Origin of the sequence: Variovorax sp. V35 (genome assembly GCF_041154465.1) — a bacterium.
GTDB lineage: Bacteria > Pseudomonadota > Gammaproteobacteria > Burkholderiales > Burkholderiaceae_C > Variovorax > Variovorax boronicumulans.
Window position 1 is genome coordinate 2,055,013 of the sequence record NZ_AP028666.1, and the last position, 14,059, is coordinate 2,069,071.

The window sequence follows — 14,059 nt, forward strand, 5'->3', positions numbered from 1 at the left end:
CGACCATCCTGCGAGGAGCCGAATATGAACGACGGTGGCCGCGACGATGACGATGTCCCCGGCGACCGCCTGCTCTCGCAGGGCGCCGAGGTGCTGGTGCGCGAGATCGCCGCGGCGCCGCCCGACGCGCTGCACTGCGATGTGCTGGTCATCGGCAGCGGCTACGGCGGCGCGGTGGCGGCGGCACGGCTGGCGGGCGCGTTGTCGCTGGATGCAGCGCCCGGCATCGCACCGGGCACCGTGCCGATCAAGGTCTACGTGCTGGAGCGCGGCAGCGAATACCTGCCGGGCGAATTTCCGGCCACCTTCGCCGAGCTGCCGGGGCATGTGCGCTTCAGCATGCAGGACGGCCGGCCCGCGCGCGGCAACGCCTCGGGGCTGTTCGATCTGCGCCTGGGCGGCGAAGTGAACGCGCTGCTCGGCAGCGGGCTGGGCGGTGGGTCGCTCATCAATGCGGCGGTGATGGAGCGCGCCACGCCCGATGCCTTCGAGGGCGGTGCCTGGCCCGGGGGCCTCGACCTTGCCGCGCTCGCGCAGGGCTACGGCAAGGCCGAGGCCATGCTGGCGCTGGAGCAGATCCCCGAGAGCGTGTCGAAGCTCGACTCCCTGCTGAAGGCCGGCGCGCGGCTGCATGCGGCGGGCGGCAAGGCCCATGTGGCCATCGCCTTCGCCGACGGCACGCGCACGCCGGCCCAGGTGGCGATGCACCGCTGCCTGCGCTGCGGTGATTGCGTGAGCGGCTGCAACCACCGCGCCAAGAAATCGCTGGACACCAACTACCTCGCGCTGGCCCATGCACGGGGCGCGCGCCTGTTCACCGGCGGCACCGCGCACCGCATCGCGGCCCTGCCGGGAGGGGACGGCTATGCGGTCGAGTTCTTCTTCACGGACCGGCGCAAGGCACGCACCGACAACGCCCGGCCCTACGTGGTGCGCGCGCGGCGGGTGGTGGTGGCCGCCGGCACGCTGGGCTCCACCGAGCTGCTGCTGCGCTCCAGAGGCCCGGGCCTGCCCGTCTCGCAGGCTGTGGGCCGCGGCTTCTCGGCCAACGGCGACATGATCGCGGTGGCGGCCGCGCAGAACGACGAAGCGCTGTCCAGCGCGCCCGAAGGCGAGGCGCCGGCACAGCGCGGCATCGGGCCGACCATCACCGGGTTGCTGCGCACCTGCGCGACGCAGGGCGAGCGCCCGCTGGTGATCGAGGAGTTCGCCATTCCCGCGCCGCTGCGCCGCCTGCTGGCCGAGGTGGTGACCACCACCGACGCGCTGCAGGCGCTCGCGCACATGGACCTCGACCTGCACACGCCGGATGAAGGGCGCGATCCGCTGGCCGTGGACGACGACATGCTGCGCCGCACGCCGGTCTACGGAATGATGGGCGACGACGGGGCGGTCGGCCAGATCGGCTTCGTCGGTCATGGCGGCGAGGGCGCCGTGCTGGCCGACGCGCAGGTGCGCGTGGCGTGGCCGAAGGTGGCCGCGCTGCCCGTGTTCGAGGCGCAGATGCGCGCCCTGCATGCGGCCCACGATGGCGCGGGCGGGCTCGGCGGGCGCGTGCTGCCCAACCCGCTGTGGAAGCCGATTCCGCCGTTCGGCAGCCTTGCCGACCTGGTCGGCCAGCTGGAGGGCGTGGGCTCGGTGCTGACCGTGCACCCGCTGGGCGGTTGCCGCATGGCCGACCGGTGCGAGCGCGGCGTGGTCGACAGCTGGGGCCGCGTCTACGACGGCGCTGCGGGTGCTTCTGCTGTGCCGTCGCTGCTGCCGGGCCTGGCGGTGCTTGATGGCTCGATCGTACCGGTGTCGCTCGGCATCAACCCCTCGCTCACCATCGCCGCGCTGGCCGAGCGCGCGGTGCCCGTGCTGGCCGAGGATTGGGGCCTGGCGCTGGCGGGTTCGCCGCAGCCACCGCCGTCGCAGCGCCCGTTGCGCCGCGACCTGACCCGTCCCCGCGCGCCCGCGCCCACGCGCGTCTCGCTGCGCGAGCGCATGACGGGCCGCGTGCACATCGACGGCCAGGCCTTCGCGCTGAGCGCCGAAGTCGAATTCGAGCCGTTCGACGTGCCGACCCTGCGCGCGACGCCGCGCGTGCTGTCCCAGCCGGTGGTGGTCCTGCGCTTCGGCAAGGGCGACGACGCGCCCGTCGCGCATTGCACCGGCACCGCATCGATGCTCGTGCGCGAGAAGAGCGACAGCATCGAACGCATCCTGCGCAGCCACGGACTGGCCCGCAAGAAGCTGCTGGCGCTGGTGCAAAGCCTGCTGGACGCGCGCGCCGCATCGGCCGGCGGAGCGATCGATGAGGACGATGCCGTCTTCGAGGGCCTCGCCATGGCCGACCTGCTGGCGCTGTGCTCGCACCTGGGGCAGGTGCGCCTCATCGAATACGACTGGACGGTGGCGCGCATCGCGCACGGCGCGCCGCTCAAGGAAGGCGACCGGCTGCGGCTCACCAAGCGCATCGCGTTCGTCGAAGGCGGCAACCCGTGGCGGCAGCTGAGCGAGGGCGACCTGCATCAGCTCGGCCCCGATGCGCCGAAGTCGCTGGGCCGGCTGGTGCTGGACCCTTCTTACTTCGTCGAGACGTTGCAACCCCTGCTGCGCGTCGAGCACCAGCAGGACATGCCCAACCAGCTGGCGGACCTGGCCGAGTTGGCGCTGTGGGTGCTGCGCATCGTGCTGCACATTCACCTGTTGCACTTCGTGCCGCCACCCGACTCGCCGCAACGCGACTGGGAACGCCTGCCGGGCGAGGTGTACGGCGTGCGGCCCGAGCCGGTCGAGCTCGTCACCGCGGCGGGCCCGGGCAGCGCGCCGCCGCGGCTGCTGTCGCGCTACCACCCGCCGGTGCGCCGCGCGGGCACGCGGCCCGTGATGCTGATCCACGGCTACGGCGCGAGCGGTTCCACCTTCGCGCACAGGAGCATCCCCGGCAACCTGGTGCACAGCCTGCTCGCGGCCGGGCGCGAGGTCTGGGTGCTCGACCTGCGCACCAGCATCGGCTTCCCGAACCGGCCTCGGCGCTACTGGTCGTTCGACGAGGTGGCCGAGACCGACATTCCGGACGCCCTGCGCACCGTGCAGGCGGCATATGCGACACCCGACGAAGCGGCGCCCGTCCAGGTCGACGTGGTGGCGCATTGCATCGGCGCCGCCATGTTCAGCGTGGCGGTGCTGCGGCTGCCGGGGCTGCATGCGTCCATCGGCGCGGTGGTGCTGTCGCAGGTGGGACCGCTGCTGCGCGCCACGGCCTTCAACCGCTTCCGGGGCTATGTGGCGGGCTACCTGCAGCAGTTCATCGGCATCGACGAGTTCGACACGCGACCCCCGCTCACGCGCATGAAGCGCCTGCTCGTCGACGGCTTGCTGGCGACCTTTCCCTACCCCGACGACGACGGGGAGGCGCAGCGCCTGCGCGAGGCGCCGGGCTTCGCGGCCGTGCGGCACCGGGCCGACGCCATCTTCGGCCAGACCATGCGGCTGCACAACATCGGCAAGGACACGCTCGATGCGCTCGATTCGATCTACGGCTTCGTGAAGGTGCGCGGCCTCGCCCAGGTCGGCAACTACGCCCGCGAAGAGGTGCTGACCGACGCCGGCGGACAGGGCCACGCGGTGGGCTTCGAGCAGGTCGGCCAGCGCTTCGGCTTTCCGGTGTTCATGCTGCACGGGCAGCGCAACGCAGTGTTCGACTGGCGCGGCTCCTACGAGAGCTTCTGGCTGCTCAAGCGCGTGTTCGGCAAGGACGAAGGCCTGCCGCGGGAACCTCCGCAGCTGCCGGAGCCGTCGGACGCTTCGAAGCCTTCCGGGGGCGACCTGTTCCTCGGCGAAGGTACCCCGCACCAGCTGCTGGTGCTCGGCGACTACGGCCATCAGGACACGCTGATCGGCGAGAAGGCCTGCACCGACGTGTTCCCGCACATCGTGCGGTTTCTCGAGGCCTTCGACCACAAGCCCGGCCGCGGCCATCCGGTGCCGCCCGACTGGCGGGCCAGCCTGCCGTGGACCGGCCCGTGGCTCGGCCTTGCGAGCCGGTCGGCGGACAACGCGGGCCGGCTGCATTGCCGGTTGGCGCTGCGTCCGCCGCCCGCGCATGTGTCGGCGCGCGCCGTGGTCTTCGTGCCTGCGTGGCGCCGCGACGGGCGCTGGTGCTTCGACTTCGAATGGATGGTGGGCCTGGAGACCACGCGCGAAAAGCTCCTGCAGGAGGCGGTGGAGATCGACCTGTTCGACGACCGGCTCGCCGACTACCAGGGCTTCGCGGTGCTGACGGCGCACGACGACCTGCCCATGGCGCGCGGCCCCCTCGAGGTGCTGGGCCGGAGGCTGTCGGCCGGGCTGTTCGCGCAGCCGCAGGACGAACCCATCGAGCCCATCCGCAACCAGGTGATGAAGACGCTGGACGCCGCCACCGACGCGCAGCGCGAGCGCGCCGTGGTGCGCCTCGACCCCGCATGGACCGGCGCCGTGCAGCGCGAGGGCGAGCCCGCGCAGGCCTCGCTGTGCTTCGTGCTCGCCAGTTGCCAGTACGTGCCGGGCCTGGTCGACCGGGTGCCCGCACAGGCGTCGTACCGGCGGCTCGCGCAGCGGCTCGAGGTGCTCGCGCCGCCGCACAAGCCGCAACTGCTGGTGCTGGCCGGCGACCAGGTGTATGTCGACCAGACCGCGGGGCTCTTCGTGCCGGCCGGCGGCGACGACGTCGGCCAGGCCTATGCGCTCACCTTCAGGCTGGAGGCGCTGCGCCAGGTGATGGCCTCGCTGCCGACCTGTCCGCTGCTCGACGACCACGAGGTGATGGACGACTGGGAGCCGGGCCCCGACCCCTGTGGAACGCCGGCCGTGCGCGCCGCGCTCGACGGCTACGTCGCGCAGCAGCACAAGCTGGTGCGGGGCATCGGCCCGCAGCGCGACCCGCGTCCCTTCGACTACCGCATGGCGCCGGCCGGCTTTCCGTTCTACATGCTCGACACGCGCAGCACGCGGCAGCGGCGGGCGCTGCGCACGGACGCGCAAGCCACGCCGCTGGACCAGGCGGCGATCCGGGCCGGGGCCGGCATGGGCGACCTGAAGAAGTGGCTCGAGGCTGCGCCCGCCGAACTGCCCAAGTTCATCGTGTCGCCGGTGGCGCTGTTCCCGATGCCGCGCGCGGCCGTCTTCGGCGACCCGGCACAACGCCTGGGGATGGACGACTGGAGCGGCTACCCGGCCTCGCAGCGCGCGCTGCTCGAACTGCTGCGCGACACCACCGCGCGCCACGTGGTGGTGCTGTCGGGCGACCGCCACATGTCGAGCGTGTCGAGCCTCTGGCTGCAGGCGGCGGGCGGACCGGTGGAGGTGATCTCGGTCGTGTCCTCGGGCCTGTATGCACCCTGGACCTTCGTCAATGCGCGGCCCGACGCGTTCTGGCTCGACGGCCAGGTCGAGCTCGGCGCCGTGCCGGGTGCCTTCGGCGCCACCATGGTCACGGCGGCCGTGGGCACCGGCAACGGCTTCGCCGTGCTGCAGGTGGAGCGCGGTGCCACCGGGCATTGGCGGCTCGGCGTCACCCTCGACCTGGACGACGGGCTCACGCAGTGCCTTCGCGACCTCGATCAGGCCGGCGGTGGCTGGACGGTGCAGGGGCCGGCGCGCTTCGCACGCAAGTAGGGCCTGTGATCCGCGACAGCCGGCAGGCGAAACGGGCGCGCGAAATCGACAGGCCGTTTACAGGCACCGTACGCACGACACAGTGCCATACAAGCCATTGCACAGTTGCCTTCACAGTGCTCTTCCGCCGTCGCCGGCGCCGTTGCCACGGAGTTTGCGTAGGCCACCCACAACGCCCTTCGGCCACCTTGCCGAGGGGCCCTCGGAGCACAAGCCGTGTTGTCGCAGAAAAAGAACGCCGCCTTCCTCGTCTCGACCTCGGGCCACCGCCTCCCGGCGTGGCCGTGGCGCGCAGGAAGAAGCAGGCCTCGTTCGCGTACGCCGGCTGGATCTGGCGCGCAGAAAAGTAGCGCTTTTTAGTTAATGCCATGTAACGCCCTCGGGCGTTACCGACAGGCCAACCAGGCGCTTGGACGCACGCGCTCGGCTGAACGCATGCCGACTGCGCGACGTCAGAGGGGCATGTCATGTTCACCCGTTACGCCATCCGCGCGCTGCTGTGCATCGCCGTCGTGCCGGCCATCTCCGAGGAGCCCGCACCCATCCATGGCCGCGTGTTCCTGAGCAAAGCCGAGGTCGAGAGCACCTTGATCGGCAAACCCATCGTCTCGAGCAATCTGTCGACCGGCATGGTCTCGCGCTGGCAGTTCTACTCGGATGGCCGCGTCGACTTTGTCAACCAGAGCGGACCGGGCAAGGCGTCGGGCAAATGGGTTCTCAACGCCGACGGCTCGATGTGCGTGACGATGATTTCTCGAACCGGGTGCCGCTACTGGTTCAGGAACGAAAAAGACGGTGCCATTGCGAATGCCAGGACCAGGGAGCCGAATGCGCCGACCGTGGCCGAGATACGGTTCGAGTGATGGTGCGGGACAGCGCCCTCAACGCCCTCAACGCGCCGGTGATGAAAGCGCACGCATCCAGCGTTCGCGCTCTTCGTCTTCCAGCGCCAGCAGGCTCTCTGGCGAACCGCCGCCGCCGACCACGCGAAGGTCCTGCAGCTGCTTGCGCACCTCGGGCGTGGCAAGCACCTGGGCCACGGCTTCCTGCAGGGTGCGATTGGACGCGGCCTCCGAATTCGCGGGCGCCCAGAGGCTGAAGTGATCGTAGGTCGTGTAGCCGGCCAAGGGCGCGCTCGAGCCCAGCGTCGGCCACGGCACGCCCTCGAAGCTTTGCGGGTGCGCCGGGTCGGCGGTGGTGCCCAGCACACGCAACTGGCCGCGCCGCACGGCGACCGCCACGCCGTTCACGGGCGCGAACAGCAGGTCCACCGCATGTTCCTTGGTGATGACGTCCGAGTCGGGGTACATGCCCTTGAAGACCACGCGCTGCACGTCGACGCCGCTCGCTGCGCGGAACTGGCCGAAGGCGAGGTGGCCCGTCCAGCCGTCGTCGCCCGTGCCGATGCGCAGGCTGCCCGGGTGGGCCCGTGCGTAGGCCAGCAGGTCGTCCGTGCTGCGGATGCCCAGCGTGTCGGCCTTCGTGCTGTCGATGGCCAGCACCAGAGGCTCCGATGCCAGCAGCGTGACGGGGCGAAGGGAATGCATCAGCGCATCGATCGGCGCGGCCTGGTGCACGCCCTCGATGCCTCCGCGCGGCAGCCGCAGTGCCGCGAGCAGGACCTTCTCGTTGCCGCCCTCCGTCATCAGCCGGCGATAGTCGGCCTCGGTGGCTGTCGGCACGTGATCGACCTGCACGCTGCGTCCCAGCAGGGTGGGCAAGTGGCTGGCCAGCATCTCGGCATAGTGGCCGCTGCGGCCACCGGGCGGAACCAGCACGGTGACGTGCAGCGCGGGCTGCGGCACGGCGGCAAGCCATTGCCCTGCATCGTTCATCAGGCCATAGCGTAATTCCCACGCGCCGCCCGTGGACGCGTTGCGCACCAGGGCGTCGACCACCCAATGGCGGCCCACGCGGTGGAACTGCCGGATGATCGGCCGTTCGTCCTGCCACCCGGGCGGCCGCCAGTCCTGGGGGAACGCGCCCGAGACGACGGCGTAGCCATGACGGAACCGGCGCGCGGATTCGAACTGCGGCGCGATCGCCCATTGGCCCCGCGCGTTCTGGTAGCCCCATCGGCCGGTGGCCGCGTCCTTGACCGGCCGCAGCGCGGCGCCGGCATTGCTGCTGCCATGCAGTCGTTGCCAGCGACACACCTGCGGCGTGCCGGCGTTGCGCTGCAGATCCAGCCCGGTGGCGGTGCACAGCTGGATGCGCCGCTGGGCTGTGGCGTCGGGCCGCTCGCCGAAGATGAACGGAATCACCATGCGTCCGCGCGCGTCGATCAGGCCCGAGCCGGTGGAGCCAGGCGTCACCATCTGCCGCTTGTAGTCCATCCACCGTGCAGTGGTGATGTCCCGCGGCGGGGCAGGGGGGCGCCACTGTCCCCGTGCATCGCGCAAGCCAGGCTGTGCGAACACCGTGTCCACCTGCAGCTCGGAAGGCACGGGCCTGGATCCTTCGGGCATCAGGTAAGAGAGGGCCGCGGGGGAGTCGGCGGAGATCGTGTCCTTGCCATCGCAGCTCACGGGCGGAACGGCCCACTGGCCTTGCGCATCGATGCGCCCGTTGGCCGTGGTGGTCCGCAGCCCGCCGCCGGGCTTTCGCTCCACCAGCCACACCCGGTGCAGCGGCTGCAGTGCGGGATTGACGGAGATGTATTCCTGCCGCACGACCTGCCAGCGGCCATCGCAGAAGCTGCGCGCCGCCGGCGAAAGGAAAAGCACGCGCCCGTCGAGGGCGTCGAACAATGCGGGGGCGCGCTCGCTGTGCTTGCCCGGATTCAGGCTCAACCAACGCGCCCGTTCGATCAGGTTGGGGGCGATGCCGATGGTGAAGGTGAAGATGTCTTCCCATGGTGGCGCTTGTGCATCCACTGGCTGCAGTTGCCAGGTCGGCTGCATCGGCAACGCGCGTTCCGGGTTGGCGTACAGCTCTTGGTAGGTCGGTGGCGCTGCGCGGGCCGGACCGAGGGCGATGCCGAGCCACAGCAGGGCGGCAAAGAGACGCAGCCGCTTCATCGGGCGAGCAAGAAACAAGGGTTCAGCCTCGGGTCGTGGCCGCAGATGGAGGCCATTCCATCGCAGGCATCGCGGTTCGCCGAGGCGCTCGCGGTTGAACGCGCGGCGGCTGTCTGCCTGCTTGAACGATTTGTGGGCCCTCGCTCAAACTTCGTATGCATAGATGCAAGTGAGCTCAGCCCCTTTCAGCGCGGATTGAAAGGGCTCAGGCGCATTCTTGAGGATGGCGCCAAAGCTGGCGTTGAGTTTGCCGGCACCCATGCTGCCTTTGTACTTGATGCTCTTGGGCTTGGCTTGAAGCTGGAGCTTGTTCGAACCGGACAGCGCAGCTTCCAACCTGAAGACGCCATGGCGGAAATCGGTGGACTCGGAGGTTTCCGCCTGGGGCGAAACCAGGCGCATGGTTTTCCCGCCATAGGAGAGCTTCAGATCGACCTCCACGATGGAGGCGGGCACATCACCCACCAAGGTGAGTGCCTGCCCCGCGTGACTTCCGGTGCAGTTCAGTCGCGCCGTGTTGGCACCGGCGAGGGCCTGACCCGAGAGGGCGGACAGCAACACGAGGGTGCAGAGAGGAAAGATTTTTCTCATAGGTTTTCCAAGGCACTGACGCGATGTGTCCCGCACGACCTGCGAGACAGGCTGGGCAGCGCGAACATGCCGGTCACGGGCTCCTCCACAAAAACGTTTCTGATCATAGGCGGAGCCATTCGCCGCGGATGCTCCGCTTCTCATCGCTTTCCGCGCCCCCACTGGTCCGCCCAGGCTGACAACGGCTTCAGCGCCTTCGAAAGCCGCCGCCCTTCGTCCGTCAGTCGATAGCCACCCTCGGCATGTTCGACCAGGTCGACTTCCCTCAGTTCGGTGAGCCGCGTGTTGAGCAACCGGGTGTTCGTCTCGCACGCGTCCTGCAGGGCCCTGAAGGTCAGCGAGCCCTCCCGAAGTTCCCAGAGCACGCGCAGCGCCGTGCGCCGGCCCAGCAGGTCCAGCGCGACCATGAGGGGGCGGCCGGTGGTGGAGCCGCGAACTGGGTGGCCGATGCGAGGTGTCGTCATGCTTTACTTTATACAGCAGCGGACCTACGATGGCGTGGCCCTTGAATCAGGAGTCTGCATGCCCGCACGCATCGAGCCAGCAACGCCACCATTCGGTGAAGACATTTCCAGGTCACTCGACAGGGTGATGAAGGGACAGCCCCCCTTGCGACTGTTCACGACCTTGGCACGCGACCCGCGTCTGTTTCAGAAGTTCTTTGCCGGCGGGTTGCTGGACAAAGGCCACTTGAGCGTCCGACAGCGCGAGATCGTGATTCACCGCACCACGGCATTGTGCAAGTCCGAATACGAATGGGGCATCCACGTCACGGTCTTCTCGAGGCTCGCCGGCCTGACGCCAGAGCAGGTTCAGGCGAGTGTCACGGCTTCGGCGAACGACGCCTGCTGGTCGGCCGAGGACCAGGTGCTTCTGCGCCTGTGCGACGCCTTGCACGCGCACGCCGACATCGACGATGGCCTGTGGGACGCGTTGCGAAGGTACTTCAGCGAAGAAGCCATCATCGAGCTGCTGATGCTGGCCGGCTTCTATCGCACCGTCAGCTACCTCACGAACGGGCTGCGCCTGCCCTTGGAAGCGTCGGGCGCGCGATTCCCCGCTTGAGGCGATCAACCAGCGTGCAACCCCAGGAGAAATCTCGATGATCAAGGTCAGTGTCATGTACCCCTACGCCGCAGGCGCGCGGTTCGATCACGCGTACTACCGCGAGAGGCACATGCCCATGATGAAACGACTGCTCGGCGCTGCGTGCCTGTACTACATGGTGGACAAGGGCATCTCGGGGCGTGGTGCGGGCACCGACCCTGCGTACATCGCCAAGTGCGACTTCGTCTGCACTTCCGTCGACGCTTACCGGGCGGCCTCTGCCCAGCACCAGGAGGAGATCCGGGGCGACATCGCCAACTACACGGACATTCAACCCGTGGTGCAGATCAGCGAGGTGGTCGTGGAGCGTTCGGAGGGTTGAGTTCCCTCCGAGCGCAGGGCGTCGGCATGGAGGACAAGCCAATGAGTACGGACAGCCGCATCATCGTGTCGCTCGACTTCCCTGCCGCCGCATTGGCGGCGGACCTCGTGAAGCAACTGGGCGCAGCGACCACGCACTACAAGGTCGGCCTGCAGCTGCTGACAGCGGCAGGACCTTCTGTCGTCCGCGAGCTCGTTGATGCCGGGAAGAGCGTTTTCCTGGATCTCAAGCTGCTGGAAATTCCCAGCTCGGTGGCGGGTGCGGTCACCGCAGCCGGACACCTGGGTGCGTCGATGGTGACGGTGCACGCCTCAGGCGGTTCCGCCGTGCTTCGCTCGGCCGTCGAGGCCGCGAGCCAATTCCCTCAATTGAAGGTGCTTGCGCTCACGGTCATCACCAGCATGAGCGACCAGGACCTGGAAGAGGTGGGCGTCGCCTCGACGGTTCCAGAGCAGGTCGCGCGGCTGGGCCGTCTGGCCGCCGCGGCCGGTTGCCATGGCGTTGTTGCGTCGCCATTGGAGGTGAGGCTGCTTCGCGAGATCCTGCCGCCCGATGCCCTGATCGTGACGCCAGGCACGCAGCTCCCAGGCGATGAAAAGAATGACCACGCGCGGGCTGCGACGCCCTCGCAGGCCATCGGGGCTGGCGCGACGCACGTGGTCATCGGCCGCCCCATATCGCGTGCCCCAGATCCTGCGGCCGTGTTCGCCGCCGTGCGCGCAGAACTGGCTACCGCCATCCAACAACACTGAAGCGGTCGGGCGGGTTGGGACTGGCACTTCGCCGCAGCGCCCGAACGGCCAGCACCACAGCCACGCTCATCGTGCGCAGGACACTGGGTGCTTCCCGCAGCGAAATCAAGGAGGAGGGCGAAGCCCGGGGGACATTCGCGCAGGGAAGTACCCGGTGGCCTGCGCACGCGCCCTGAAGAATGTCAGCGCAGCGCTTCGACCAGATCCAGGACCATGCGATCCGGCCCGAAGACCTCGACCCCGTGGGCCAGCAAAGCATCCACAGCCTGCGCAATGCCATGGCTCGAAGACGATTGCTCTGCCATGTCGTTGTAATACCCCAGGTCCTTCTTCGCATTCGCCATCGAGAACTTCAGCGAATCGGTGCTGCCTGTCAGCAGCTTGGGCTTGAGGCGTTCCAGCGCCACGCCGTTGCCGCCGCCCTTGGCGAGCACGTCCACGAACACCTCGGGCTTCACGCCGGCGCGCTGCGCGCAGGCCGCGGCCTCGCACAGCAGCGCCACGGTGCCCAGCGACACGAAGTTGTGCAGCAGCTTCATCGCATGGCCCGCGCCCACATCGCCGACGTGCGTGACGTTCTCGGCAAAACAACGCAGCAGCGGCAGGCACGAGGCCAGCACGTCGGCGTCGCCGCCCACCAGCAGGTTCAGGCGGCCTTCGGCGGCTTCCTTGGCGGTGCGGGTCATCGGCGTGTCGAGGAAGCGGCCACCCTTGGCGAGCACGGCCTGCGCCACCTTGGCGGTGGAGGCGGGCACGGCGGTGGAGCAGTCGATCACCACGGTGCCGGGGCGCAGCGTGGTCAGCGCGCCGTTGTCGCCCAGCATCACGGCTTCGACCTGCGGCGTGCCGGTGACGCACAGGATCAGCACATCGACCTGCGCGGCCAGCGTGGCCACGTCTTTGACCGACGTGGCGCCGGCCTTCAGCAGGTCGTCGATCGGCTGGTTGCCCGCATGCTCCAGCACGGTGAGCTGGTGGCCGTGCTTGACGATGTTGCTGGCGATGCCGTGGCCCATCAGGCCGACGCCGACGAGGCCGACCTTGCGCGAGGTTTGTGGTTGCTGTTCAGTGGTGGTCATGAATTCATCCGTGCTTGATGGCGATGGTCTTGAGGGTCGTGAAGCCGAGCAGGGCCTCGAAGCCCTTCTCGCGGCCGAAGCCGCTCGATTTCACGCCGCCGAAAGGCAGTTCTACACCACCCGCCGCCCCGTAATTGTTCACGAACACCTGGCCGCAATGCAGCTTGTGCGCCATGCGCAGCTGGCGCCCGCCATCGCGCGTCCACACGCCGGCCACCAGGCCGAAGTCGGTGCCGTTGGCCAGGCGCACCGCCTCGGCCTCGTCGGCGAAGGGCATCACGGCCAGCACCGGGCCGAAGACCTCGCGCTGGGCCAGGTCGCTGTCATGCGGCACGTCGCGGAACAGCACGGCCTCCTGGTAGTAGCCGGTGGACGGGGCCTGCGGCGACACCGTGCCACGCGCCGCCACCTTCATGCCGCTCGCCTCGGCGGTCGCGACCATGTCGCGCACCTGGCGGAACTGCTTCTCGTTGATGAGCGGGCCCATGTCCAGGTCTTCGGCGGGCGTGCCCGCGCGCACGGCCGTGAAGCGCTTCGCCAGGCGCTGCACGACTTCTTCATAGATCGACTGTTCCACCAGCACGCGGCTGCCCGCCGAGCAGGTCTGGCCGGCGTTCTGGATGATGGCGTTGAGCAGCACGGGCTCGGCCGCGTCGAGGTCGGCGTCGGCGAACACGATCTGCGGCGACTTGCCGCCCAGCTCCAGCGTCACCGGGCAGTGGCGCTCGGCCGCGGCCAGGCCCACGCTGCGGCCGGTCATGGTCGAGCCGGTGAACGAGATGTGGTCGATGCCCGGGTGCGCGCACAGCGCGGCGCCGGCTTCCTTGCCGTAGCCCGTGACCACGTTGAGCGCGCCGGCCGGCAAGCCCACCTCGGTCGCGATCTCGGCCAGGCGCAGCAGCGACAGGCTCGCGTCTTCCGCCGGCTTCACCACGCAGGCGTTGCCCGCGGCGAGCGAGGCGCCCACGCTGCGGCCCGCGATCTGCATCGGGTAGTTCCAGGGAATGATGTGACCCGTCACGCCGTGCGGGATGCGCACCGTGAGCACGGTGTAGCCGCGCTCGTAGGGCAGGGTGTCGCCGTGCAGCTTGTCGCAGGCGCCGGCGTAGTACTCGAAGTAGCGCGCCAGCGCGGTCGCGTCGTTGCGCGCCACGCGCAGCGCCTTGCCGGTGTCGCGCGCCTCGAGCTGGGCCAGCTCTTCGTGGTGCTGCATCACGGCGGCGCCGAGCTTGGCGAGCAGCCGACCGCGTTCGAGCGCGGTGGTGGCGCCCCAGGGGCCGTCGAAATGCTCGCCCATGGCCTGGCGCGCGGCGCGCACGGCGGCGTCGATGTCGGCGGCGGTGCCGCGTGCGATCTCGCCGAATTTCTGGCCGTCGCTCGGGTCGATCACGTCGATGGTGGCATTGCCTTCGGACGCCACGCGGCGGCCGTCGATGTAGTGGGTGGCGTTCATGGGAAGGTGTGTCTCCGTGTGGCGGGTCAGGTCGGGTCAGAAGGTGTGAATGAATCCGGCGTGGCCGAGCAGCCCGTCCAGGCGCGCCCCAT

General features: G+C 69.4%; 10 protein-coding genes. 5 read left to right on the top strand and 5 right to left on the bottom strand.

The features are described 5' to 3' along the window. Positions 1-24 precede the first annotated feature (24 nt). Both ACAM42_RS09510 and ACAM42_RS09515 read left to right on the top strand, forming a co-directional pair. A complete protein-coding gene (locus ACAM42_RS09510; RefSeq protein WP_369631842.1) occupies positions 25-5,643 on the top strand; it encodes an alkaline phosphatase D family protein in 5,619 nt (1,872 codons plus the stop codon). Between the two features lie 467 nt (positions 5,644-6,110). Continuing rightward, entirely contained in the window at positions 6,111-6,506 is a 396-nt protein-coding gene (locus ACAM42_RS09515; RefSeq protein WP_369631843.1) for a hypothetical protein, read from the top strand. 27 nt (positions 6,507-6,533) lie between these two features. Here the strand turns inward: ACAM42_RS09515 and ACAM42_RS09520 are convergent, their stop codons facing one another. The 3 genes from ACAM42_RS09520 to ACAM42_RS09530 form a co-directional block, all read right to left on the bottom strand. Beyond that, a complete protein-coding gene (locus ACAM42_RS09520) occupies positions 6,534-8,663 on the bottom strand; it encodes a tripartite tricarboxylate transporter substrate-binding protein (protein WP_369631844.1) in 2,130 nt (709 codons plus the stop codon). 144 nt (positions 8,664-8,807) lie between these two features. Then, entirely contained in the window at positions 8,808-9,254 is a 447-nt protein-coding gene (locus tag ACAM42_RS09525) for a hypothetical protein (protein ID WP_369631845.1), read from the bottom strand. A 140-nt stretch (positions 9,255-9,394) separates the two neighbouring features. Beyond that, positions 9,395-9,661 (bottom strand): helix-turn-helix domain-containing protein, encoded by a 267-nt coding sequence (locus tag ACAM42_RS09530; protein WP_206167852.1) that lies wholly within the window; start codon positions 9,659-9,661, stop codon positions 9,395-9,397. Positions 9,662-9,776: 115 nt separating this feature from the next. Between ACAM42_RS09530 and ACAM42_RS09535 the strand changes: the two genes are divergently transcribed. Genes ACAM42_RS09535 through pyrF form a run of 3 tightly spaced genes read left to right on the top strand, consistent with a single transcriptional unit; the run spans position 9,777 to position 11,435 of the window. Next, positions 9,777-10,319, top strand: coding sequence for a carboxymuconolactone decarboxylase family protein (locus tag ACAM42_RS09535; RefSeq protein WP_369631846.1), 543 nt, complete (start codon positions 9,777-9,779; stop codon positions 10,317-10,319). A gap of 37 nt (positions 10,320-10,356) precedes the next feature. Beyond that, entirely contained in the window at positions 10,357-10,683 is a 327-nt protein-coding gene (locus ACAM42_RS09540) for an EthD family reductase (protein WP_369631847.1), read from the top strand. Positions 10,684-10,724: 41 nt separating this feature from the next. Then, complete coding sequence (gene pyrF, locus ACAM42_RS09545; RefSeq protein WP_369631848.1) at positions 10,725-11,435, top strand: orotidine-5'-phosphate decarboxylase; 711 nt, start codon at positions 10,725-10,727, stop codon at positions 11,433-11,435. A gap of 182 nt (positions 11,436-11,617) precedes the next feature. On the opposite strand, the gene ACAM42_RS09550 is transcribed toward pyrF, so the two are convergent. Both ACAM42_RS09550 and ACAM42_RS09555 read right to left on the bottom strand, forming a co-directional pair. Beyond that, a complete protein-coding gene (locus ACAM42_RS09550; RefSeq protein WP_369631849.1) occupies positions 11,618-12,514 on the bottom strand; it encodes an NAD(P)-dependent oxidoreductase in 897 nt (298 codons plus the stop codon). Positions 12,515-12,518: 4 nt separating this feature from the next. Then, positions 12,519-13,967 carry an aldehyde dehydrogenase family protein gene (locus ACAM42_RS09555; RefSeq protein WP_369631850.1) on the bottom strand — a complete coding sequence of 483 codons (1,449 nt, stop codon included), beginning with the start codon at positions 13,965-13,967 and terminating at the stop codon, positions 12,519-12,521. Positions 13,968-14,059 lie beyond the last annotated feature (92 nt).